Source organism: Acinetobacter sp. YH12116 (genome assembly GCF_013418895.1).
Taxonomy (GTDB): domain Bacteria; phylum Pseudomonadota; class Gammaproteobacteria; order Pseudomonadales; family Moraxellaceae; genus Acinetobacter; species Acinetobacter indicus.
The window spans coordinates 37464-59535 of the sequence record NZ_VPBE01000002.1; the positions used below are offsets into that span (position 1 = coordinate 37464).

A 22072-nucleotide genomic window follows, 5' to 3' on the forward strand; every position below is an offset into this window, starting at 1 on the left:
ATGAGCTGTGCGCATTTGTCAAATTGAATTATGCAAACCCTCTGCATCTACATCGCTTTAGTTTTATGCTGCGAGTTCATTTTGTTCTAAACAGCAAAAAAAAGCAGAACGCATCTGAGATGGTTCTGCCAAAGGGAAGGATAAAAATAAAACAGCAAAAGAGGAAAATTGAAAAAAAATGGGAGATGCTGAGCAAATCGTGATTCACTCAGCAGGAGATTCAAATTACATCGCGGCTTTAAAAATTTCGACCACTTGTGCATGATTGGCTTTACGTGGGTTGGTGAGCATGCAGGCATCTTTTTGTGCATTTTCAGCCATAATCGCCAAGTCATCTTCTTTAACGCCTAACTCAGCTAAACCTGTTGGGATACCAATCGAGCTAGATAATTCACGAATTGCATCAATTGCGGCATAGGCAGCTTCTGTGATGGTTAATCCATCAGTATTGACTCCCATCAATTCTGCAATATCGGCATAACGCTCAGGGCAGGCAATCAGGTTAAACTCGCAAACATGCGGCAATAAAATTGCATTACAAACGCCGTGCGGCAAGTTGTAGAAACCGCCAAGTTGATGCGCCATGGCATGCACATAGCCTAGAGAGGCATTGTTGAATGCCATACCTGCCAAATATTGCGCATAGCTCATGGCATCACGTGCTTCAATATTTTCACCATTTGCCACAGCAGGGCTAAGCCACTGGCTAATCATACGAATGGCTTTTTCTGCACAGGCATCGGTAATAGGATTGGCTGCAGTTGAAACGTAGGCTTCTACAGCATGGGTTAAGGCATCCATGCCCGTTGCTGCGGTTAAACCTGCAGGTTTGGCAATCATGAGTTTTGGATCATCAATGGCGATGAGTGGTGTACAGCGCCAATCGACAATTGCCATTTTAACGTGCGTGTCTGTATTGGTAATAATACAGAAACGGGTCATTTCCGAAGCTGTACCTGCAGTGGTGTTAATGGCAATCAGTGGGGTCATTGGCACAGTACTTTTATCAATGCCTTCATAATCACGAATATGCCCACCACCTGCGGTCACTAAGCCAATGCCTTTGGCACAGTCGTGGGAAGAACCACCACCTAAGGACACAATGAAGTCGCAGTGATTGGCATTGTAGGCATCAACACCGTTATGCACGTTAATATCGGTCGGATTTGGCTCTGCACCAGCAAAGATATGGCTGGCAACGCCTGCTTCGGTGAGGTAGCCTGCAATGGTATCGGCAACGCCAAATTTAAACAGTCCTTCATCAGTCACAATTAGGGCTTTTTTGGCGCCTAAATTTTGTGCTCTTACGCCAATTTCTTTGGCACAACCAGGGCCGAAGAGTGACACACAAGGAATATAAAAACCGTTGGTTTGATCTGCAATATTTTTAAAAGCCATGCTCAGATTCCTTCTTGCATTGGATATTGGAATAATGTGTTGTTATCGCGGTGTTGAACCGTAATTTGAGTATCCATTGCTTTGTTGTGAAATCCTACCTACCAAATACCAACCCTAGTTGCTGATCAAAGAGTGTAAAATAATCACTTGAAAATTATGGATTTTTAATTTGTTTTATTATCTGAAGTAGTGCGCAGTCTATAGGCAAGAGCACAAATCTTGTTTATAGTATTTTTTGTATCTCTAATTTTAAGGTGTGAATACAGCACACACATATTTAAAGTGTAATTCAATTAATAAGTGGCTTAAGCTAGATTGAAGAATTGTCCACTTTTTGTGGATGGGAAATAAAAAACAAAAAATAGGGATGTATCACGTGATGGGTCTATTCGGTGTAATCAAATAAAAATAAGATGACACTTAGATAGACCGCACTTAAGCATGAGGAGCGTATATGCAGCCAAGTCGCCAGCATAGCCAGTTGCATGCCGTTGCACAGCAATTGGTACGTATTTCCAGTGTGGCCGCAGAAATATATCAAGATCAAATGGAGCTAGTTGGGCATCTCACTGCGCAAAATATGTTCCGTATTGATCCTTTGCAGCATCGGGTTGAATTGCTAAACGGTCTATTTAGCCTCGAATTTTATCCGCCTAAATCTAACACCAGTTTAATTCAGGCGCAGTTTGAGTTTGCGGGGCAGCATCAAGAAGCGTTTGAAGATTTTTTTCTGCATGATTTACAGTTTCATACGGGCGATTTAAAGCCACAACACTCCTTATTTTTGCGTAATCAGGCGCAGCAATTACGACATCTGATTATGCAGCAAGCCTATATATGGGTGGATGGTGCTGCACGTGTTCAACAATTGCTACTGCATTTAGATGCCATGCAGGCGCAAATTTTAGATCAGGCATTAATGCAGGCAGACGATCAGTATCAGCCAGTATTGACCAAATTTGTGCAGCAAGGGCAGCCGATTCCTGAAGATGTTTTAACTGCTTTATCGACACTATGCGCTTTGGAATTTGTAGAGGGTGAAACCTTTTTGCCAGTGCAAGCACTGATGCTAAGTTATGATGATTTTTGTTTTAGTGCAGCAGAATTTCTACCTAAAGCCATGTATCGTATTTTAAGTATCTCATTTCCAGAGCGATTTAATTTACAGGATTTAATCGATCATCAGGACGATATTCGGCTGTTGTATCGACACGCGGTAGAGCAGAGTCATTTATTAGGCTTTGTCCGGATTATGAACCGCGCGGTCTGGGCCGAAGATAATATTCTGGCCAAACGGCATTTTCTGGAAAAAAATACCCGCATCTGGCAGACCAAAGTTGCGCGCTTGCCACTGTTTGATTATCCACGTGCAGTCAACTGGCTGTTTCGGCAATCGAAACTGGTGCTGGACTGGCTCAGTGACAATATTCATCATTCCAGTGTCCGCGTGGCGGTGGTGGCGCTAAGTTTTGTCGATTGCAGCCAGATTCATCCACGGATTATTCTGGCCACCTTGCAGTATTTCCAGTATGCCTCGGCGCGGCTGTTTATTCAGAGCTGTGATCATTTTGCGCTGCAACATCAATGGTTTGAACATCAGCATAATTCCCGGGTGGTGCAAAAAGGCCAGCGCCAGTCACTGGAAGACCCGCGAATTAGCATCAGCCCGTCTATTTTGTATTTAGATGAATGGATGAATTTGCTGGCGATTGTTGCGGCACAGGATGAACTGCAGGTGAAACAGGTTTATGCACGTTTAAGCCGGGTGATGCAGGCCTATATGCTGCATCTGCATAAGGTCACGGCAGAACTGCCGGCTGAATTAATGCAGTTTATTCATCCGGAGAGTCAGCAATCGCGTGACTTTATGCACTGTTTACGCCGTCATCAGTTGACGCTGGAGCAATTCCGGCAGCTGTTTTATTTAAAGGCCGGGCCGGTGCGTGAATCGGTATTTGATGCCTATGTGCGCGATTATCTGGTCGATTATTTTAATGAAAAAAATTACACCCCGAAAAATGTCAGCTGGAGCAGTATTTTTCAGCGTGCGGTGCGCTGGCATCATGAGGTGCATAAAGCCGAAATTCTGGCTAAGCTGAAAAAACAGTTAAACGTCCGCCACTGGCCGCCCGTATCGCTACAAGGCAGAACCCAGTATCTGGGCTGGTGCTTTGAGGAACTGAACAGTCTGGACCGGATTATTCAGGAGTCGCGCAGTTTTCATCATTGTCTGGCGGTGAGTTATAGCCAGAAAATTATTGAAGGCGAATATGTGGCTTTTCATATGTCATCGCCGTGTTATCGCCAGTCCTTAACGCTGGGTTGTCATCTGCTCGATGGACAGCTGCGCTTTGATCAGCTGGAATATCCGAACAATCATAAAGCCGAACAGTTGCTGGTCAATATTGCGGAACAGTTTATTCAATGGCTGAACAGCCGCTTAAAACCGGACCCATCTGCCGGAACTTTATGACAAGTGATGTCGCCAGATGTGGTTTTTGCCTTAACTTTTTGCTGAAAAATGGGTAGGCTATAGCCGTTCATCTACGGTATAGGTCTTATGAAACAGGAAACTGCACTCAAACTCTTAAAAGCGGGCGAAAATGTATTTTTAACAGGCTCGGCCGGTGCAGGGAAAACCTATACGCTCAATCAGTACATCAACTATTTAAAAGCACGTAAAGTGCCGGTGGCGATTACGGCCTCGACCGGAATTGCCGCCACACATATGAATGGTATGACCATTCACACCTGGGCCGGCATTGGTATTAAAGATGTCTTGTCTGATGCCGACCTGAAAAATATGAAAGAGCGCAAATACCTGAAAGAACATCTGGAAAATGCGCAGGTCTTGATTATTGACGAAATTTCGATGCTGCATGCCAAGCAGTTGAATCTGGTCAATCAGGTGCTGAAATATTTTAAGGAAAGCGATGAAGCCTTTGGTGGTATTCAGGTGATTGTCGCTGGTGATTTCTTCCAGTTGCCGCCAGTGGGCAGAAATGATGAACGTAATCGCGATAAATTCTGCTTTATGTCGGAGGCCTGGGTCGAGGCCAAATTCCGGGTCTGCTATTTGACCGAGCAGCATCGTCAGGGCAATGACTTTTTAAATGATATTCTCAATGCGATTCGTCGTCAGAATATTGGCCCGCAGCATCTGCAGGCGCTGCAAAATACCCGCCAGCAGGATATTGGCGACACCTTTACCCGTTTGTATACCCACAATATGGATGTCGATACCATTAACTTTAAGCATTTAAATGAAATTGATGCTGAAAGTCGCCAGTTTGATGCCAGTTGTGATGGGAATGACAAACTGATAGAAACCTTAAAATCTTCGGTACGTGCGCCTGAAACCTTGACCCTGAAAAAACATGCCAAAGTGATGTTTGTTAAAAACAACTTTGATATGGGTTATATCAACGGCAGTCTGGGCGAGGTGATTGGCTTTGAAGAAGATGATGAATATGGCTGCCTGCCGAAAGTCAAATTAACCGATGGCACGGTGCTGCTGGTCGAACCGGAAACCTGGTCGATTGACAATGAAGCCGGAAAAACCATTGCCAGTTTCCAGCAAATTCCGTTGCGTCTGGCCTGGGCAATTACCATTCATAAATCACAAGGCATGACTTTAGAAGCGGCAGAAATTAACCTGAGCCATACCTTTGAAAAAGGTCAGGGCTATGTGGCACTGTCACGTTTAAAAACTCTAGATGGCCTGCGTTTATTGGGCTTTAACGAGCAGGCACTGGAGCTGGACAGTCTGGCAATTAAAGCCGATCGCCGTTTTCAGGAACTGTCAGATGAAGCAGAACAGAATTTCGCCGAGATTGACCTGACCGCACAGCATAAAGCCTTTATCCGGCATTGTGGCGGTACCTTGAATGAGGTTGAAATTGAACGCAATGAACGGAAAATCGTACGCAGTGGCGGCAAGCAGAATTATGCCTCAGCAACGCTAGATGAAACCCGGGCCTTGTTTGAAGAAGGTTATGAGATTGAAGATATTGCCCATGAACGTGGCCTGACTCCAGCGACGATTATTAATCATCTGGCGCGTTTGCATAAGGAACAGGGACTGGATATTTCGGTGGCGCATCCGGGTGAGGAAGTGGTGGAGCAAATCCGCAAAATTTATAAACGCCTGCAAAAACGTCAGCAAAGTGATCATTTTAATGATGATGGCACGATCAAGCTGCGCCCGATTGTCGAGCTGACCAGTCCGCGCATGGGCTATGATCAGGTGCGTCTGGCCTTGCTATATGTAGAATAAACTTTTCATCCTTCCGTAATAAAAGAGCATCTTAAAGATGCTCTTTTTTATGCTTATTCGTTATTTAGACGTATTTCAACTCATCTTCATCTTGCTTAAAAACAGCGCCATCTCTTAACAGCTGCCTTATTTAGAATAATGAAACCAACTCATGGAATTTATGCTAAGATGAATTTAATTCATATTTTTATTTTTAAGGCGACATTGCATTCAGCGCAGTGCATCTCCTGATTTTGAGATACTTCATTTCCCATGCTTGAAATTCGTCATTTAAAAACCTTATTGGCCTTACGCGAACATGGTTCACTGGTGGCCGCGGCCAATGATTTATGCCTGACCCCATCTGCCATTTCCCATCAGTTGAAAGAGCTGGATCACTGGTATGGGGTGGAAGTGGTCAATCGTCGCTCGCGTCCGGTGACGTTTTCCAATGTGGGGCAGCGTTTGCTGAAACTGGCAGATGATATTTTGCCGCAGATCCAGATTGCCCAAACCGATATTACCCGGATTGTGCATGGGCAAACCGGCCGGATTATTTTTTCTTCGGAATGTCATAGCTGTTTTGACTGGCTGATGCCGCTGTTAAATCAGTACCGCCAGCAATATCCCGATGTTGATTTGGATTTTGCTTCCGGCTTTGAAGCCAATCCGCATGAATTATTACAACATGCCGAATTTGATTTGCTGATTACCGCCGACCCGATTGCCTTAAAAGGCATCGAGTATTTCCCGATTTTTGAATATGAGTCGCGTCTGGTGCTGTCCAATACCCATCCATTGGTACGTGCTGCGGACATTTCGGTGCAGGACCTGGCCGAAGAAACTTTAATTACCTATCCGGTGGATAAACACCGCCTGGATATTATGGCCAAGCTGTTTATTCCGGCCAATATCTATCCGAAAGCCATTCGCACCACAGATTTAACCCAGATGTTAATCCAGCTGGTGGCCAGCGGTCGGGGTGTGGCGGCCTTACCGGACTGGGTGGTAAATGAATATGAACAAAAAGGTTGGGTCACTTCACGCCGTCTGCATTGTGTTTCGGCAGAAGGACTACGCCGCACGCTGTATGCTGGTTATCGCAGTGAAGAAAAAGAAAAAAGCTATTTTGAAGGCTTCCTGAAACAGCTGGAAAAATTTTCGCAAAAGCGTAGTCATTACTATGCACAATAACATCCGCACAAATAGCGTAATTTTTGAGTAAATAATGGTGAGGATTCAGGTCGTTGAATCATCTGCCAGCTACGCCATTTATTCAGGAAAAACATAAGATGAGATGTTTTTTTAATAAATGGCAGTTACTGAACTTGATAAGCTCAAGTCACAAGATTGAAGTGAGTAAGGATATGTCCAAAGTACAATGGTTCAGCAGGGATATTTGGATTATTTGTGCAGGTTTTGTCGCGGCGATGCATGTCGGTAAATTACCGCCAGCGGTGCCGGTATTACAGCAGGAACTGGGGATCGGGCTGGTACAAGCTGGTTTGTTGCTGTCGCTGGTGCAAGGGGCTGGTATGCTGTTTGCACTGACCTTGGGCAGTTATGTCGAAAAAATTGGACTGAAACGCTGTGTCTTGCTTGGACTGGGCTTACTAAGCGCAGCCAGTTTGCTCGGTGGGTTTAGCCAAAGCGTCAGCAGTTTGCTGCTGCTGCGGGTAGTGGAAGGATTTGGCTTTTTACTGGTGACCTTAAGTGGTCCGGCCTATATTCGCCAGCTGGTGCCGGCAGAAGAAATTTCCGCCAAAATGGGCTTGTGGAGTGCCTATATGGGCGGCGGCATGGGGATTTCCTTATTACTGACGCCGTGGCTAATCACCATGATGGGCTGGCAAGGGGTATGGCTGACGCTAACACTACTGACCTTAAACCTGTTTGCGCTGGTCGCCACCCGAGTGCCGAAACCGCAACAATCAACCCAGAAAATTGAAGTGTTTCAGCTGATCAAAACCACGCTCAAACATCCACCAGCGTGGATGCTGGCATTGATGTTCGGCACCTATGCCGGACAATGGTTTAGTCTGGTCGGTTTCTTACCGACGATTTATCAGCAAAACGAGATTTCCTTGACGCTGGCAGGCGCATTAACTGCCTCGGTGGCGATTGCCAATGCAGTCGGGACCTTTGCCTGCGGCATCATGTTGCAGCGCGGTTTGCTGCCTAAAACTTTAGTCCAAACCGGTTTTATCATCTTGATGCTGTGTGCCTTAAGTTTCTATATCTTTCAGGCCCAGTTACCATTTTTACTGCAGTTTGCCTGCGTGTTTAGCTTTTCGTTATTTGGTGGTCTGGTCGCCGCGGTGGTCTTTGCTCAAGCCTTGCGTTTTGCGCCTAGTCCGGTGGCCATTAGTGCGACCATTGGCATGATTTTACAGTGCTCAGCGACATCGCAGTTTCTGTTGCCACCAGCAATTGCTGCGATTGTTTCTGCCACCGGAGACTGGTTCTGGGTCGGTATTGTGATGGCTGCGTTCTCGGCAATGGGCTGGCTATTATGCCAAAAGCTGTTTCAGGCCGATGTACGTGCCTAATCGTGTATCCGTATCTCTTTAAAGCCGTGTCTGTATGAAGCGGCTATTTAGAACCAATCAATAACGATAAAATGCCGGCGGCAATTAATGGTCCGACCGGCACACCGCGCAGCAAGGCCACACCGGCAACCGTACCAATCAGCAGGCCAGCGACAATATTCGGTTGATGGCTCATCAGCTGTACCCCACGTGCACCGAGCCAGGCCACAAACAGGCCTATGCCAATCGCGAGTATGGATTTCCAGTGCATAAATGATTTCAGGATTTCATCACCGGGGATTTTACCGCTGGCAATGGGCGTTAGTACGCCAATGGTCAAAATGATAATGCCAATATTTAAACCATGCTGTTGCAAGAGCGGAAAATATACTTCCAGTGGTGTGATGCGAAACACGATTAACACCGCGGCGGCAATGGTGACGGCAGTATTGTGACTAAAAATACCGCAGGCCAATAAAATAAGCAGAACAATCAGGTTTAAATCGAGGTGTGACATACAGGCTGAACACGGTGGCATGGGAGAAAAAGAGGCCATTATTGTAGCCTTTTTCAGCGGGGCCTGCTGATAGATTCCAACTCCAGCGCGGTTTCAGTATAAAATACGCCATCTTCCATATTGATACAGCTTTCACTCCACAGGTAATTCGATGACTTTAGAAAAAATGTTGCAATCGCAAGGCTTTGGTTCACGCAAACACTGCCAGCAGCTGATTCAAAATGGTGCGATTGCCATTGAGGGTGAAGTCATCACCCAACCCAAACAGAAACTGCAGTTGCAGGGTTTAAAATTTTCGGTCTATGGGCAGGACTATACCTATCGGGAGAAGGTCTATATCGCGTTAAACAAACCGCAAGGTTATGAGTGTTCACATCAGGCCACCCATCATTTTAGTGTGTTTGATCTGTTTGACGATATTTTGCTGAACCGTGGCCTGCAATGTGTGGGACGTTTAGATCAGGACACCACCGGTTTGTTATTGCTAACTGATGATGGCCAGTTTTTACAGGCGCTGACCCATCCGAAAAAGCATGTGGCCAAAGTCTATCGCATGTACACCGCAGATCCGGTCACAGATGCGCAAATCCAGCAACTGGCAGATGGAGTCGAACTGCGCAATGAAAGCGGCATTTTTGCTGCCACCGATATTTGCCGTCTGGCCGAGCACGAGCTGGAAATGACCATTCATCAGGGTGTCTATCATCAGGTAAAGCGGATGCTGGCAGCAGTTGGCAATAAGGTGGAAAAGCTGCATCGTCAGCAAATTGGCGCTTTAAACCTGCCAGAACTCGAGTTGGGGCAGTGGATCTATTTAGATGACGCCCAGGTACAGCAGGCGCGTACCCGGATGCAGGATTAAACCGGCTTTTAATAGATTGGGCTATTTTAAGAAACAGTGGTAGGTCTGAAACTCATTGTCTTTAATAAAGCCCATCTGTTCATACAGTTGATGCGATTGATAGTTGTTGTTCTGGGTTTGCAGACTAATCCGTAGTGCATTGTTATGACGGGCAAAATGAATTGCGGTATCAATCAGCTGTTTGGCCGAGCCTTGACGACGATAGACCGGCGTCACATAGACATCATCCAGAATATAATAGGTGGTACAGGCCACCGAAGAAAAGCCTAAATACAGCAGGATAAAACCGGTAATCACCTCATCTTTCACATGAATAAAAATCACGCTTTCATGATTTTCAAAACGCTGTTGTAAAAACTGGTGTGAAAGCTTCAGGTTAGAAGATGCACCATAAAATTGACGATATTCATCAAATAATACGGCCAGCTGCTCGAGATCTGCTACGGTTGCGCGTCTGACAATCATCCATGACTCCCTGCATATCTTATTGTTGTCTATGCAGCATAACCAAGTTTTTAGCAGATTAAATTAAAATATTGTTTATAAATACAACACTGTTAACTTTTGTCAGTTTCACCCAAGAGGGCATTTAATTCGGCAAACAGGTCCAGATCTTCATCGTCCAGTGGGGAAGTGTCGGTGCTGACGGGCGCAGGTGTTGGTGTGGCCTGAGTATTTTGCTGTTCTTGCTTGAGCTTTCTTAACTTGATCAGCTGCTCCAGATTAATATTCTGGTTTTCGATAGAAAAAGGAATAGATTTGGTCAGAACGACCTGTTTAAAGAACAGACGAACCGCTTGTGCCGGTGTAATCCCCAACTGTTTAAACACGGCAAAAGCCTGTTTCTTTTCCTGAGAATCCAGGCGAATTTGATAAACTTCAGTTTTTCTCATGATTTTAATTAATTTAAGTGCACTTAACTGTGTAGACACATTTTAATCTAACCATTTGTAATTTCAATATTCATACACAGGAAAAATTGAAATAAATGTAATGACAATTAGATTACAGTGTCAGGTCAAATTGGGAGCTAAACGCCATTGCTGCTTTGCTGATTGGGTCCTGAAAGCAAATATCTTTGGCCAGAAGCTGTAAAGGCGCAGAAAAATCATCTTCCGTTTTATGCTGCACCTGCGGATAAAATGGATCGTTTAAAATGGCAATTCCAAGCTGATTTAAATGCACCCGCAATTGATGCTGCTTACCGGTGACAGGTTTAAGCAAATACTTTGCCAAATGACCGTTATGCGCTAACAGCTCAATATCGGTTTCGCTGTTGGGTACTCCATCCACCACCTGCATGGTATAAAACGGCTGACCTTTTTCCATGCGGTAACGGGTGGTGCAAGGAAAACTTAAATCGGCACGAAAAGGTGCAATCGCATGATAGGTCTTGCGGACCTGACGTTCGGCAAACATTTGCTGATAAAGACCACGACTGGCCGGCTGTTTGGAAAATAGCACCACGCCGGCAGTTTCCCGGTCTAAACGGTGAATCGGGGTCAGCTGTTCATTGCCAGTTTGCTGTTTCAAACGCACCAGTAAGGTTTGCTGCACATATTGTCCGGTTGGGCTCATGGTCAGAAAATGCGGTTTATCTACCACCAGCAAATCTTCATTTTCAAATAAAATCTGGTGTTGAAACGGTACTGTTACTTCATGGGCTAAAAAACGATAGTAAAAACAGTGTGTATGTGCCTGAAAGGGACTGTCTGTGTTTAGACGCTGACCATGTGCATCATAGACCAGACCATCCTGAAAGCGCGACTGCCATTCAGCAGCGGAAATATGCGGAAACTGCTGGCACAGGTAGGCATACACTGTACTTGCCGATGATGGCTGCAAGTAAACTTTGCTGGCGCTAACACCATTAATCATCGGGGGAATAAAATCGGCAGTGGAGCTCATGAACGGGTGCACATCTCAAATTAGGTAACAAATGCTGTGAAAAAATACAGATTCTGACGCAGTCGAATAGGCTTTTAAACGGCTGCGATGCTATCATAATTGCTGTTTTGAATCATGTCGCGAGTATTATGCAGTATTCATTTTGTCTGAACCTGAACAATGAACAAGAGACCCAAAATCTGGCTCAGGTTTTGGCGGCGCATTTCCCGCGCGGGGTGATTTATCTGATTGGGGATTTGGGCGCAGGGAAAACCACGCTGACCCGTTATCTGTTACAAAGCTTAGGTCATCAGGGATCGGTAAAAAGTCCCACCTATACCCTGGTGGAGCCGTATCAGGTCAATGGTCAGGATATTTTCCACTTTGACCTGTATCGCCTGAATGACCCGTATGAACTGGAGCTGATGGGCATCCGCGATTATCTGGATACAGCAAACGCCTTATTTTTATTTGAATGGCCATCAAAAGGTGGGGATGAAATTCCAGCACCGGACCTGATTATTAATATTCTAAAGTCTGAAGATGAACTGAGCCGCACCGCAACTCTCAACTCGTCTTCTGCCGCTTTGCAACACGCTCTGGAGCAGAGTTTTACCCATGTCGGCTGATTTAAGTACACGTCGTATCCGCGCGCTTGATCCGGCACTGGCCAACCAGATTGCCGCCGGAGAAGTTATTGAGCGTCCGGCTTCTGTGGTCAAAGAATTATTAGAAAATGCGATTGATGCCGGTGCGACCGAACTGATTATCCGGGTGGAACAGGGCGGCAGTACCCTGATTGAAATTATTGACAATGGGCGCGGCATTCATCCTGAAGATCTGCCCTTGGCAGTGATGCGTCATGCCACCAGTAAAATTCAAACTGCCGATGACTTGCATGCCATTGTCAGCCTCGGTTTTCGCGGTGAAGCGCTGGCGTCCATTGCCGCAGTATCGCGTTTAAGCCTGATCAGCAGCCAGACAGATGAAGGGGTGGGCTATCAGGTTGAAGTGAATGGCACGGCTTTTGATCATCAGGAGATTGTGCCGGTGGCTGCGTCGAAAGGAACCCATATTCGGGTGCAGGATCTGTTTTTTAATGTGCCGGCACGCCGTAAATTTTTAAAAAAGCCGGGTACCGAATTTGGCCATATTGAAGAAATTGTGCGCCGTCTGGCACTGACGCATTTTGATATCCGTTTTGTGCTGGAACATAATAACAGCATCAAGCTGAACCTGCCGGTTGCTGACAGCGGCGAGCTGCGTTTTCAGCGTGTACAGCAATTGCTGGGACGACAGTTTACCGAAAATGCTTACTGGATTGATGCCGATAGTATCAGCATGCGTCTGTCGGGCTGGTTGGGCCATCCTTCCGATGCGCGGGCACAGGCCGATTTACAATATGTCTATGTAAATGGCCGGATTGTCAAAGACAAGACCATCTCACATGCGCTACGCATGGCCTATGATGGTATTTTGCATGGTCATCAGCATGCGGCGTATTTGCTGTTTCTGGAAGTTGAACCTGAAAATATTGATGTCAATGTGCATCCAACCAAGCATGAAATCCGCTTTTTAAACCAGCGTGAAGTGCATGAGTTTGTGCGTCATTATGGCAAAGAAACCCTAGCACAGTTCCAAACCGCCAGTGCCGACTTGGCCACGGCCATGAAAACTGAAACCCCGGAGCCGGTGTTTGCGGCGCAGCCACGTTATCAGGAACAGTTCCAGCTGCATAAAGCAGCCGAAGCCATCGTGCCAGTATCTAATCAGGCGGCACCAGAATTACTGACAGATTTTAGCGATGCCCGCCCGCAAAGTGTGGATTATGCACTACCACAAGGCCAGAAAATGGCCAGTGGCCAGAATACCGGTTATAGCAATGCCTATACCGGTTCACAGCAGCTGAACAATGCGCTGAAAAGCTATCTGGCACCGTTACGTGAGCTGGATGAATCTGCATTATCCAGCCCACAGTCGGCCGCAGGTGATACGCAGCCAGCTCCGGTAGATGAACATCCGCTTGGGATTGCCATTGCCCAGTTACACGGAATTTATATTCTGGCGCAAAATACCGAAGGCTTGATTATTGTCGATATGCACGCGGCGCATGAGCGGATTTTATTACAGCAAATGAAATCGGCCTGGGATAAGCCGGAATTCTGGACCTCGCAGCAGCTGCTAATTCCTAAAGTGATTAGCATTAGCCGGATGCAGGCGATGCGGATTGAAGAGCTGAAACCGCAGCTGGCGCGTTTAGGGCTGGATCTGGATCAATATGGTGATGAGCAGGTGATTGTGCGTGGGGTGCCGGCGATTTTGCATAAGGCCAATTTTGATGCGCTGATTCCTGAACTACTGAATGATCTGGACCCGGCTGATGAAGCACAAGCACTGCTGCAAAAACGTGACCAGATTCTGGCTGGCATGGCCTGTCATGGTGCCGTGCGTGCGCATCGTATGCTGAGCCTGTCTGAAATGAACGCCTTGCTGCGCCAGATGGAACAAACCGAATTTGCCAGCCAATGTAATCATGGCCGCCCGACCTGGCGTGCCTTTCCATTGGCTCAATTAGATAAACTTTTTGCTCGAGGAGAGTAGTGGTACATGTCAAATCAATTGCCGGTCATCAATTTAATGGGACCTACTGCAAGCGGTAAAACTGCTTTGGCGTGTGAACTCTATGAACTGGGGCATTTTGAGCTGATTTCAGTCGATTCCGCTTTGGTGTATCAGGATATGGACATTGGCACCGCCAAACCAAGCAAAGCCGAGCAGGCGCGTTATCCGCATCATCTGATTGATATTATTACCCCTTTAGAGGTGTATTCTGCTGCGCAGTTTGTAGAAGATGCCTGTGCTTTAATTGATGATATGCATGCGCGTGGCAAAACCCCGATTCTGGTGGGCGGAACTATGCTGTATTTCAAGGCCTTGCTGGAAGGGTTGTCCAGTAATTTGCCAAGTGCAGATTATGCGGTGCGCGCTGAAATTGAAGATAAGGCTGCACGTGAAGGCTGGGAAGCGGTGTATGCCGAATTGTGCACGGTAGATGCTTTAGCCGGACAGAAATTTAAAGTCAGCGATAAGCAACGGATTATCCGGGCCTTGGAAGTGTTCAAGTTAACCGGTCAACCTATTACCAAACTACAAGCAGAACAGCCCAAAAATGTACCATATCGTTACACTTTTCATAATCACGCCTTGCTGCCAGATCGGGTAGAATTACATCAACGTATAGAAAAACGATTAGAAATAATGTGGTCAATGGGTTTTTTGAATGAAGTAGAAAGGCTTATTGAAAAATACGATTTAGATGAGAATTTACCCTCTATGCGCTCTGTTGGATACCGACAAGCTTTAGAATTTCTAAAGAAAAGTGATAAAAGTCTCAATAAAAAGCAGGAAATGGAGGATAAGGCCCTATTTGCAACACGACAACTTGCAAAACGTCAATATACTTGGCTCAGATCGTTGCAGGAATCGCATAAAATTCAAACATATTTTACGATAAAGCAGGCTCAAGAAGACTTGCGAAACTGTTACGGATAAAGCAAAATTTATGAACTGTCTTTTTTATAAATTTTAATTGAAAAATAAAGATAGTTTTTGCGCTGATTTTTAATTATTTTTGGAGTTATAACATGTCTAAAGGTCAAACTTTACAAGATCCGTTCTTGAATTCTCTCCGTAAAGAACGTATTCCAGTTTCTATTTTCCTTGTAAACGGTATTAAATTACAGGGTCATATCGAATCTTTTGACCAGTATGTGGTGCTATTAAAAAATACAGTAAGCCAAATGGTTTACAAACACGCGATTTCTACAGTTGTACCTGCACGTAATCCACGTCCTGCTGGTGCACCTGCTGGTGCTCAAGGTGCTGGTGGCTTCGGTGGTCAAGGTGGTGGCTTCGGCGGCGGACAAGGTGGTGGCTTTGGTGGTCAAGGCGGCTTCGGTGGTCAAGGCGGCGGCTTCGGTGGTCAAGGTGGCTTCGGTGGTCAAGGCGGCTTCGGTGGTCAAGGCGGCTTCGGTGGTCAAGGCGGCGGCTTCGGCGGTCAAGGTGGCTTCGGTGGTCAAGGCGCTGGCTTCGGTGGTCAAGCTTCTGGTTTTGACAACGACTCTAAATTTGAAGATTCTCAAGAAGATGACAACAACCGTTAATCAATATTAATGGCTTAAGTCCTCTTATAAAAAACCGCTGAATTCAGCGGTTTTTTTATTGCTATTGATGGCGAGGTGAAAAGCCAGAATTAAAAAAACCAGTGCAGGCACTGGTTTTTCATTTTTTAAGACCTAGTTATTTTTACGGTCCAGGTTTGGATCTTTAATATCGACAAAGGCATTACTGCGAATTTCACGTAACCAGCTGTCCAGTTCGGTATCAAACTGACGTTCACCTAGAATCTGGCGTGCCATACGTTCCTGGTATTCGCGGGTCATGTCCTGCTGGCGGGTATCTGTCACCTGTAGAATATGCCAGCCAAACTGGGTTTGAAATGGCTGGCTGATTTCACCTACCGGGGTGCTTTTCATTTGCTGTTCAAATTCAGGCACCATCACTCCAGGGCTAACCCAGCCCAGGCTACCGCCATCACGGGCAGAACCGGTATCGGTTGAGAAAGTACCGGCCAACACTGCAAAATCTTCACCGGCTTTGAGGCGGTTATACAAACTGTCAATCATGTGCTTGGCATTTTCTGGGCTCACCACTTCTGTTGGCTGAATCAGAATATGACGGGTTTGATATTGTGGGACCAGCGCGCGCTGTTCACCAGCTTTACGATCGACCAGTTTCAGCACATGAATACCATCATTGACTGCAATCAGCTCAGTGGTCTGACCGACGTCAAGTGCACTTACACGTGCAGCCAGTTCAGCCGGAATTTCAGAAAGGCTGCGGAAACCCATATCAGCCGATTCAACTTTGGTGGCAGCTGTGCTGAACTGCTTGTTAATGGCATTGAGGTCATTGCTGTTATTCAGTGCAGTTTTAACCTGTTCCGCGGTGGCCTGTGCATTTTCACCGGATACGCGCACATGCAACACATGCGCCTGACTGCCTAAAGCGGCCTGACCTTGCGGGGTTTTCAGGAAGTTGTCGACATCCTGATCGCTAATTTTAATCCGTGACATCACCACTTGCTGGCGCAGACGGTTAATTGCCAAATCTTCAGCAATACGGTTGCGTAACGAGGCGTAGGTTCCTGGTGCAATACGGTCGACTTTCTGCTGGAAATCTTCCAGACTTTTGCTGCTATTTTGCTGGGCCACACGCATCACCGCTTCATTTAAGGCTTTTTCATCAGGTTTGATGTTGTAACGTTTGACCTGTTCCAGCTGTGCCTGACGCACGATCAGTTGTTCTAAGGCTTGTTGTTGTAAATATTGGGCCGGTGGCACGGTTTTGTTTTGTGCCTGTAATTGTTGCTGCATTTCGGCAGCGGTTTGCGCTAAATCACTTTGTAGGATGACACTGTTATCCACCACGGCCACGACCTGATCTACAGTTTGTGCAAAAGCAGGTGCAGCTGAAGAAATACATAAAGCTAAGGCTGTGGCTTTAAAAAATTGTTTTAACTGTGGTGTCTTCATTAACGTTGTGTCCAAGTTTGATTAGTTCTATTAAACCCTAAAATACGGTTTTCAAGTAAAGATGCAAGTTTATTGTTGAAACTGCCGAGGCCTTTCAGGTTTAATTCGGCCATGATGGCGCGTTTCGGCTTGACGTTGTGATCGGAGACATCATCCAGATCATTATAATAAGAGCGGCCGTATACCGAGATGCCCCAGCAGCAGGATTCATAGTTCACACCGAGTAAATATTCACGGGCGACGCTATTGTCCAAATCGTATTGGGCATGACCCAGAATACGCCAGTTGTTGTAGACCGGTTGAATGAACGAGGCCACCACCTGATCATAATGATCCTGACGGTTTGGAATATGACGACGGTTAATATAGCCGACATTGTATAAATTGCCTTGTTCACCGGTATAGAACAGGTGCAGATCGCGCTGGGCATTGTCACCGTTTGACATCCAGGCGGCATTGGCACCAATATTCAGGTTTTCGGTTAACTGGCTGGCCAGACTCACTACCGGGCCGGTGCGGCTTTCGGTATCAAAGCTGTCTGCAGTATTTTCCAGGGTCACACGGCGATCTTCAAAGAAGAAGCTTTGACCCAGGCTGGCACGAATCCGCTCTAAACCTACTTCATCAAACAGGCTGTAGCTTAAACCGAGTGACAGGAAGTTGTTGTCTTCCAGGCGGTCATGGCCGTAGAAACGGTATGGGCTAAACAGCTGGTCATAATTAATGGAAGCAGTGGCTGAATCAAAATTTGGATGGCCATCCTGCTTCTGATACGGCGCGTAGGCATAGAAGGCACGCGGGGTAATGGTTTGCAGGAAGCGACCTTCTTTTTCAAAGGTCAGACCGGCGTCCAGGGTAAACTGCGGTACCGTCACCGATTTGGTTTCGCTAGATGAATCAAACTGATTCAGCGCGTTTTGGGTGTCTTTGTCAAAGAAGGTGTTGACGTTGCGAAGTGATACTTCTGGAATCACAAAAGACCATGGGTTGCGGTAGTTATAACGTACTTTAAAATCGTTATAGATACGGGTACCACTTGGCTCATAGCTGTTCAGGTCGGTGGTACTGGCTTCCAGATTGTTAATATCTTTCTTGAAGTAAGCCGTGTCGTGGTTAAACTCGATCTGGAAACCTTGAGGATTCCCGGTTTTATAGTTCAATAAGAACTGTGGTAAACGCGCATACGGACGGTCTTCATCTGGAATAGTTGGGTCCAGCGTCTGGAAATCTTCAACTTTTAGCTGCGCTCTTAAACCCGGAATGCCATTGCGATAATTTAGTTCCCAGGCGCGGCGTAAGTTCAGGTCGGTTCTGGAGTTCGGGTTGTTGTTTAAGTCAGCAAAATAGTCTTTATCTGAAGCGTAGTTATATTCCAGATTGGTATTGAACTGCTCGTTAATCTGCCAGTTATGCAGAAAGTGAAAATCCTTACGATCTTCATCATTGTATTTATTGTCAGAGGCCAAGTAGCCGCCCCAGATCTGACCCTGACCAAAATTCTCGGTCAGATAGCGGAATTCACCTTCCAGCATCGGGCCACGGTCACCAATATAGCGTGGTGTCACGGTGGCATCATAGTTTGGAGCCAGGTTCAGGTAGACCGGTACCGCCAGTTCAACTCCACCATCATTGGTAAAGCCAAAACTCGGGGTCAAAATACCGGTAGTACGACGGTCATCAATCGGGAAGTTAAAATATGGCACTGCCAGCACCGGCACATCTTTTACATACAGTTTGGTGCCACGGGTTTCACCGCGACCGGTTTCCTGATTTAGCTTGATTTCATCGGCCTGAATTTTCCAAGTCGGTGCCTGTTCAGGCGGGCAGGTGCTATAGGTGGCATTGTTCAATACCAAGGTATTGGTTGAAGTGCGGGCAATCTTTTCCGCCATGCCATGTGCGTGCTGTTCTTCTGCAATATAGAAGCTGTTGTGTAAATCGCCTTGCTGGGTTTTCAGGTTGTAATTGATCTGGTCGCTTTGCGCCAGTAAACCGGCTTGCGCCATTTGTACCCGGCCTTCGGCACTGGCATAGGTCTGGGTCTGGTCAATGGTAATTTTATCGGCACGAATCTGGCGGCCTTGCTGGTCAATTACCACATTGCCTTCTAAAACCGAATCCCCATTAGGATTATAGTGACCATAATCAGCGGTAACGGTCGAGGTGGCTTCTTCAGCAGCAACGGCCACGGTGTCCGGGCTAATTGGCGTGACCCAGGCACCTTGACAATAGGCTGAACTCAGCTCTTGGCCAAAACGCTGCTGGGCTTCCGGCGCGGTTTTATCGACATAATACTGTTCAAAAAACGACTGGCCCGGATAAGCATCCTGAATGCTCTGTTTGAGTTGTTGATTGGTGATGGATGAAGCGGGCTCTGTGGTCTCTGCATGACTGCTCATCGCGTGTCCACATAACAGGGTCAAGATCGCAGTCGCTAAAGGATTAAATTTAAACTGATGCTTCATTTGTCTCATTAACCAAGAGTGCTTAATCGCAATTAATTATTGTCGCATCATAGAGAAAAAGCGCAGAAGTAGCTACACTTAGCACTTTAAAAACTCAGCCTGTATTAGAATTTATTGCAAATGAATACACAACGTGAACAATTGATACAAACATGGATTACATCTGTACTCGGTTCAGATCAATTTGAAACTCATTTTTTAGCAGGCGATGCAAGCTTCCGTCGTTATGCACGAATCAAATTGAATAATAAAACATTTATGCTGATGGATGCACCACCAGAAAAAGAAGATTGTGGTCCTTTTGTGACGATTGATGAATTTTTTGATGCGCATGGTGTACGCGTGCCGCATATCATCGCCAAAGATCTGCAGCAGGGCTTTTTGCTACTGGAAGATTTTGGTGATGTATTGCTCTCGACCCTGTTAAATGAACAGACTGTCGATGACTACTATGCACAAAGCTTTAAGCAGCTGATCCAATTGCAGTCCATTGCTGGCGAAGGCCATTTCCCGGACTATTCCTATGAAAAACTGATCAGTGAAATGGAGCTGCTCACCGACTGGATGTTGCCCTCATTACAGATTCAGCCAACCGCAGAAGAGAGCGCGTTAATCAAGCGTACCTTTGCTATTCTGGCCAATGCGGCTTTGGCCCAGCCACAAGTGATTGTACATCGTGATTTTCACAGCCGGAACCTGATGAAAATTGCAGGTGAAACCGAACTTGGGGTGATTGATTTTCAGGATGCGGTAATTGGCGCCGATACCTATGATCTGATTTCAATTACCCGTGATGCCTACGTGCAGTGGAATGCAGATCGTGTCTATCGCTGGTTTAAAACCTTTTATGATTTGCTGCCGGAAAGCGCCAAGCAGGAGCGTGATTTTGAGCAGTTCAAGAAAGACGCCGACCTGATGGCGATTCAGCGTCATATCAAGATTCTGGGTATTTTTGTGCGCCTGTTCGAGCGTGATGGCAAATCGGGTTACTTAAAAGATTTGCCGCGCGTGATGTGGTATCTACTGGAAGAATCGCAGCCTTATGCCGAATTGCAGCCTTTTATGCAGTTTATTCGTGAAAAAGTTATGCCAGCATTTGAAGCCAAATATGGCCGTTATGAGGTGGCTGCCTGATGAAAGCCATGATTCTTGCTGCCGGTTTAGGTAACCGGATGCGTCCTTTAACCTTGCATACGCCTAAACCCTTGCTGGAAGTGGGCGGTAAGCCGCTGATTGTTTGGCATATCGAAAAACTGCAGCGTATTGGCGTAACCGAAATTGTGATCAATACCGCCTGGCTGGGTGAAAAACTGGCTCAGGCTTTGGGGGATGGCAGCCAGTTTGGCGTTAATATTCTCTGGTCGCATGAAGGCGAAGGTCTGGAAACCGCAGGCGGGATTATTAACGCGCTGCCGCTGCTCGGTAATGAGCCCTTTATTCTGGTCAATGGCGATGTCTGGACCAGCATGGATTTTGCGCCATTATTGTCGGTACAGCTAGAGAATCAGCTGGCGCATCTGGTGCTGGTAGAGAATCCGGCGCAGCATCCGCAAGGCGATTTCACCCTCTCGGAACAAAAAGCCTATACCTTTGATCAGGAAAAATCTGGTGAAAATCTGACCTATAGTGGTATTGCTGTAATTGATCCGCAGATGTTCCAGGGCCTGGAAGGCGGTAAGCGTCCACTGGCACCGTTACTGAAACAGGCCATGCAGGATGAAAAAATTGCCGCCAGCAAATTGCAGGGTGTCTGGGTAGATGTTGGCACTCCTGAGCGATTAAATGCACTGGATCAACAAATTCAGCAAGGTGTGTACGCTTAAGTGCATATTCACTAAGCACTCGCTGCTGTGACTTGGCAGATAAATCGGTATACTTTCAGCTAACTTTTTCGAGACGTTCATTGTTTATGCATACGTTTTTTCAGGAACTTAAGCAGGGTAGTCAGGCCTTGGGTTTAGAGCTCAGCGATGAGACTTTAAATTTATTACTCCAATATCAAGATGCTTTGGTGCTATGGAACAAAGCGTATAACTTGACCGCAATTCGTGATCCGAAAGAAATGCTGGTCAAGCATTTGCTCGATAGCCTGAGTATTCTCAACGATTTACCTGCCGGCCGTTTGCTGGACATTGGTACCGGTGGCGGTATGCCGGGCATGATCATTGCCTTATGTCAGCCGGAACGTCAGTGCGTGTTGCTGGACTCGAATGGCAAAAAAATCCGTTTCTTGAAGCAGTTTATTGCCGATCTGAAACTGCAAAACGTGGTGGCGGTCCAAACCCGAGTCGAAAATGAAGACAGTATCCGTGAGTTAGGCCAGTTTGATGTCATCACCAGCCGTGCCTTTGCATCTCTGACCGATTTTGTGGCGGCATCAAAACCGTTTATGCATGGACAGAGTATTATTGCTTCCATGAAAGGTCTGATTCCGGCCGATGAGGTTGAAGCATTGAAAGATGAGTTCAGCTGTGAAATTATCGAGCTAAAAGTTCCACGTCTGGACGAACAGCGTCATCTACTTTTATTAAAACATATTTAATTCATTCTAAGGATTGGGGTTACC

19 protein-coding genes are annotated in these 22072 nt (G+C 46.2%); 12 read left to right on the top strand and 7 right to left on the bottom strand.

Features of this window, described 5'->3' with window-relative positions; all coding sequences use genetic code 11:
• Positions 1-225: 225 nt before the first annotated feature.
• A complete protein-coding gene (locus FTU54_RS01545; RefSeq protein WP_005177432.1) occupies positions 226-1398 on the bottom strand; it encodes an iron-containing alcohol dehydrogenase in 1173 nt (390 codons plus the stop codon).
• Positions 1399-1852: 454 nt separating this feature from the next.
• Here FTU54_RS01545 and FTU54_RS01550 point away from each other — a divergent pair, with 454 nt between their 5' ends.
• From FTU54_RS01550 to FTU54_RS01565, 4 genes are all read left to right on the top strand, one after another.
• Positions 1853-3871 (top strand): hypothetical protein, encoded by a 2019-nt coding sequence (locus tag FTU54_RS01550; protein WP_180074339.1) that lies wholly within the window; start codon positions 1853-1855, stop codon positions 3869-3871.
• Between the two features lie 87 nt (positions 3872-3958).
• Positions 3959-5674, top strand: coding sequence for an AAA family ATPase (locus FTU54_RS01555; RefSeq protein ID WP_168399626.1), 1716 nt, complete (start codon positions 3959-3961; stop codon positions 5672-5674).
• Between the two features lie 252 nt (positions 5675-5926).
• On the top strand, positions 5927-6847 hold the full coding sequence (locus tag FTU54_RS01560) for a LysR family transcriptional regulator (protein WP_005177438.1): 921 nt from the start codon (positions 5927-5929) through the stop codon (positions 6845-6847).
• A 173-nt stretch (positions 6848-7020) separates the two neighbouring features.
• Complete coding sequence (locus tag FTU54_RS01565; RefSeq protein ID WP_228153082.1) at positions 7021-8202, top strand: CynX/NimT family MFS transporter; 1182 nt, start codon at positions 7021-7023, stop codon at positions 8200-8202.
• Positions 8203-8245: 43 nt separating this feature from the next.
• On the opposite strand, the gene FTU54_RS01570 is transcribed toward FTU54_RS01565, so the two are convergent.
• Complete coding sequence (locus FTU54_RS01570; protein WP_034597660.1) at positions 8246-8698, bottom strand: DUF441 domain-containing protein; 453 nt, start codon at positions 8696-8698, stop codon at positions 8246-8248.
• Positions 8699-8849: 151 nt separating this feature from the next.
• Here FTU54_RS01570 and FTU54_RS01575 point away from each other — a divergent pair, with 151 nt between their 5' ends.
• Entirely contained in the window at positions 8850-9560 is a 711-nt protein-coding gene (locus FTU54_RS01575) for a pseudouridine synthase (protein ID WP_005177444.1), read from the top strand.
• 21 nt (positions 9561-9581) lie between these two features.
• On the opposite strand, the gene FTU54_RS01580 is transcribed toward FTU54_RS01575, so the two are convergent.
• The 3 genes from FTU54_RS01580 to FTU54_RS01590 all read right to left on the bottom strand — a co-directional run bounded on the left by FTU54_RS01580 (position 9582) and on the right by FTU54_RS01590 (position 11468).
• A complete protein-coding gene (locus FTU54_RS01580; RefSeq protein ID WP_005177446.1) occupies positions 9582-10025 on the bottom strand; it encodes a GNAT family N-acetyltransferase in 444 nt (147 codons plus the stop codon).
• Positions 10026-10117: 92 nt separating this feature from the next.
• The gene (locus FTU54_RS01585; RefSeq protein WP_005177448.1) at positions 10118-10453 is read right to left on the bottom strand and encodes a type II toxin-antitoxin system RelB/DinJ family antitoxin; all 336 of its coding nucleotides are present in this window, start codon (positions 10451-10453) and stop codon (positions 10118-10120) included.
• Positions 10454-10565: 112 nt separating this feature from the next.
• Positions 10566-11468, bottom strand: coding sequence for an RluA family pseudouridine synthase (locus FTU54_RS01590; protein ID WP_168399628.1), 903 nt, complete (start codon positions 11466-11468; stop codon positions 10566-10568).
• 128 nt (positions 11469-11596) lie between these two features.
• Between FTU54_RS01590 and tsaE the strand changes: the two genes are divergently transcribed.
• From tsaE to hfq, 4 genes are all read left to right on the top strand, one after another.
• Positions 11597-12076 carry a tRNA (adenosine(37)-N6)-threonylcarbamoyltransferase complex ATPase subunit type 1 TsaE gene (gene tsaE, locus FTU54_RS01595; protein ID WP_168395294.1) on the top strand — a complete coding sequence of 160 codons (480 nt, stop codon included), beginning with the start codon at positions 11597-11599 and terminating at the stop codon, positions 12074-12076.
• Positions 12066-14048 (top strand): DNA mismatch repair endonuclease MutL, encoded by a 1983-nt coding sequence (gene mutL / locus FTU54_RS01600; protein WP_168393937.1) that lies wholly within the window; start codon positions 12066-12068, stop codon positions 14046-14048. Before tsaE ends, mutL begins: the two co-directional genes overlap by 11 nt.
• A gap of 6 nt (positions 14049-14054) precedes the next feature.
• Positions 14055-14999 (top strand): tRNA (adenosine(37)-N6)-dimethylallyltransferase MiaA, encoded by a 945-nt coding sequence (miaA, locus tag FTU54_RS01605; protein ID WP_005177459.1) that lies wholly within the window; start codon positions 14055-14057, stop codon positions 14997-14999.
• A 92-nt stretch (positions 15000-15091) separates the two neighbouring features.
• Positions 15092-15610, top strand: a complete 519-nt coding sequence (gene hfq, locus FTU54_RS01610) for an RNA chaperone Hfq (protein ID WP_005177462.1) — start codon at positions 15092-15094, stop codon at positions 15608-15610.
• Between the two features lie 132 nt (positions 15611-15742).
• Here hfq and FTU54_RS01615 read toward each other — a convergent pair whose 3' ends face one another.
• Together FTU54_RS01615 and FTU54_RS01620 are read right to left on the bottom strand one after the other, a co-directional pair.
• Positions 15743-17041: a peptidylprolyl isomerase gene (locus tag FTU54_RS01615; RefSeq protein WP_168399629.1), complete on the bottom strand. Its 1299-nt coding sequence runs from the start codon at positions 17039-17041 to the stop codon at positions 15743-15745.
• Complete coding sequence (locus FTU54_RS01620; RefSeq protein ID WP_104505484.1) at positions 17041-19506, bottom strand: LPS-assembly protein LptD; 2466 nt, start codon at positions 19504-19506, stop codon at positions 17041-17043. Before FTU54_RS01620 ends, FTU54_RS01615 begins: the two co-directional genes overlap by 1 nt.
• A 120-nt stretch (positions 19507-19626) precedes the next feature.
• Here FTU54_RS01620 and FTU54_RS01625 point away from each other — a divergent pair, with 120 nt between their 5' ends.
• The 3 genes from FTU54_RS01625 (at position 19627) to rsmG (ending at position 22048) form a co-directional block, all read left to right on the top strand.
• Positions 19627-20640 (top strand): aminoglycoside phosphotransferase family protein, encoded by a 1014-nt coding sequence (locus FTU54_RS01625; RefSeq protein WP_005177470.1) that lies wholly within the window; start codon positions 19627-19629, stop codon positions 20638-20640.
• Positions 20640-21329, top strand: coding sequence for an N-acetylmuramate alpha-1-phosphate uridylyltransferase MurU (gene murU / locus FTU54_RS01630; RefSeq protein WP_180074341.1), 690 nt, complete (start codon positions 20640-20642; stop codon positions 21327-21329). The genes FTU54_RS01625 and murU overlap by 1 nt, the downstream gene beginning before the upstream one ends.
• Before the next feature lie 86 nt (positions 21330-21415).
• Positions 21416-22048, top strand: a complete 633-nt coding sequence (gene rsmG / locus FTU54_RS01635) for a 16S rRNA (guanine(527)-N(7))-methyltransferase RsmG (RefSeq protein ID WP_016658229.1) — start codon at positions 21416-21418, stop codon at positions 22046-22048.
• Positions 22049-22072 lie beyond the last annotated feature (24 nt).

Coding starts and splice junctions, on each gene's coding strand:
- murU (WP_180074341.1), top strand. CDS start 20,640: ATGAAAGCCATGATTCTTGCTGCCGGTTTAGGTAACCGGATGCGTCCT.
- FTU54_RS01580 (WP_005177446.1), bottom strand. CDS start 10,025: ATGATTGTCAGACGCGCAACCGTAGCAGATCTCGAGCAGCTGGCCGTA.
- FTU54_RS01575 (WP_005177444.1), top strand. CDS start 8,850: ATGACTTTAGAAAAAATGTTGCAATCGCAAGGCTTTGGTTCACGCAAA.
- FTU54_RS01565 (WP_228153082.1), top strand. CDS start 7,021: ATGTCCAAAGTACAATGGTTCAGCAGGGATATTTGGATTATTTGTGCA.
- mutL (WP_168393937.1), top strand. CDS start 12,066: ATGTCGGCTGATTTAAGTACACGTCGTATCCGCGCGCTTGATCCGGCA.
- hfq (WP_005177462.1), top strand. CDS start 15,092: ATGTCTAAAGGTCAAACTTTACAAGATCCGTTCTTGAATTCTCTCCGT.
- tsaE (WP_168395294.1), top strand. CDS start 11,597: ATGCAGTATTCATTTTGTCTGAACCTGAACAATGAACAAGAGACCCAA.
- FTU54_RS01625 (WP_005177470.1), top strand. CDS start 19,627: ATGAATACACAACGTGAACAATTGATACAAACATGGATTACATCTGTA.
- FTU54_RS01560 (WP_005177438.1), top strand. CDS start 5,927: ATGCTTGAAATTCGTCATTTAAAAACCTTATTGGCCTTACGCGAACAT.
- rsmG (WP_016658229.1), top strand. CDS start 21,416: ATGCATACGTTTTTTCAGGAACTTAAGCAGGGTAGTCAGGCCTTGGGT.
- FTU54_RS01585 (WP_005177448.1), bottom strand. CDS start 10,453: ATGAGAAAAACTGAAGTTTATCAAATTCGCCTGGATTCTCAGGAAAAG.
- FTU54_RS01570 (WP_034597660.1), bottom strand. CDS start 8,698: ATGTCACACCTCGATTTAAACCTGATTGTTCTGCTTATTTTATTGGCC.
- FTU54_RS01545 (WP_005177432.1), bottom strand. CDS start 1,398: ATGGCTTTTAAAAATATTGCAGATCAAACCAACGGTTTTTATATTCCT.
- FTU54_RS01620 (WP_104505484.1), bottom strand. CDS start 19,506: ATGAAGCATCAGTTTAAATTTAATCCTTTAGCGACTGCGATCTTGACC.
- FTU54_RS01615 (WP_168399629.1), bottom strand. CDS start 17,041: ATGAAGACACCACAGTTAAAACAATTTTTTAAAGCCACAGCCTTAGCT.
- miaA (WP_005177459.1), top strand. CDS start 14,055: ATGTCAAATCAATTGCCGGTCATCAATTTAATGGGACCTACTGCAAGC.
- FTU54_RS01550 (WP_180074339.1), top strand. CDS start 1,853: ATGCAGCCAAGTCGCCAGCATAGCCAGTTGCATGCCGTTGCACAGCAA.
- FTU54_RS01555 (WP_168399626.1), top strand. CDS start 3,959: ATGAAACAGGAAACTGCACTCAAACTCTTAAAAGCGGGCGAAAATGTA.
- FTU54_RS01590 (WP_168399628.1), bottom strand. CDS start 11,468: ATGAGCTCCACTGCCGATTTTATTCCCCCGATGATTAATGGTGTTAGC.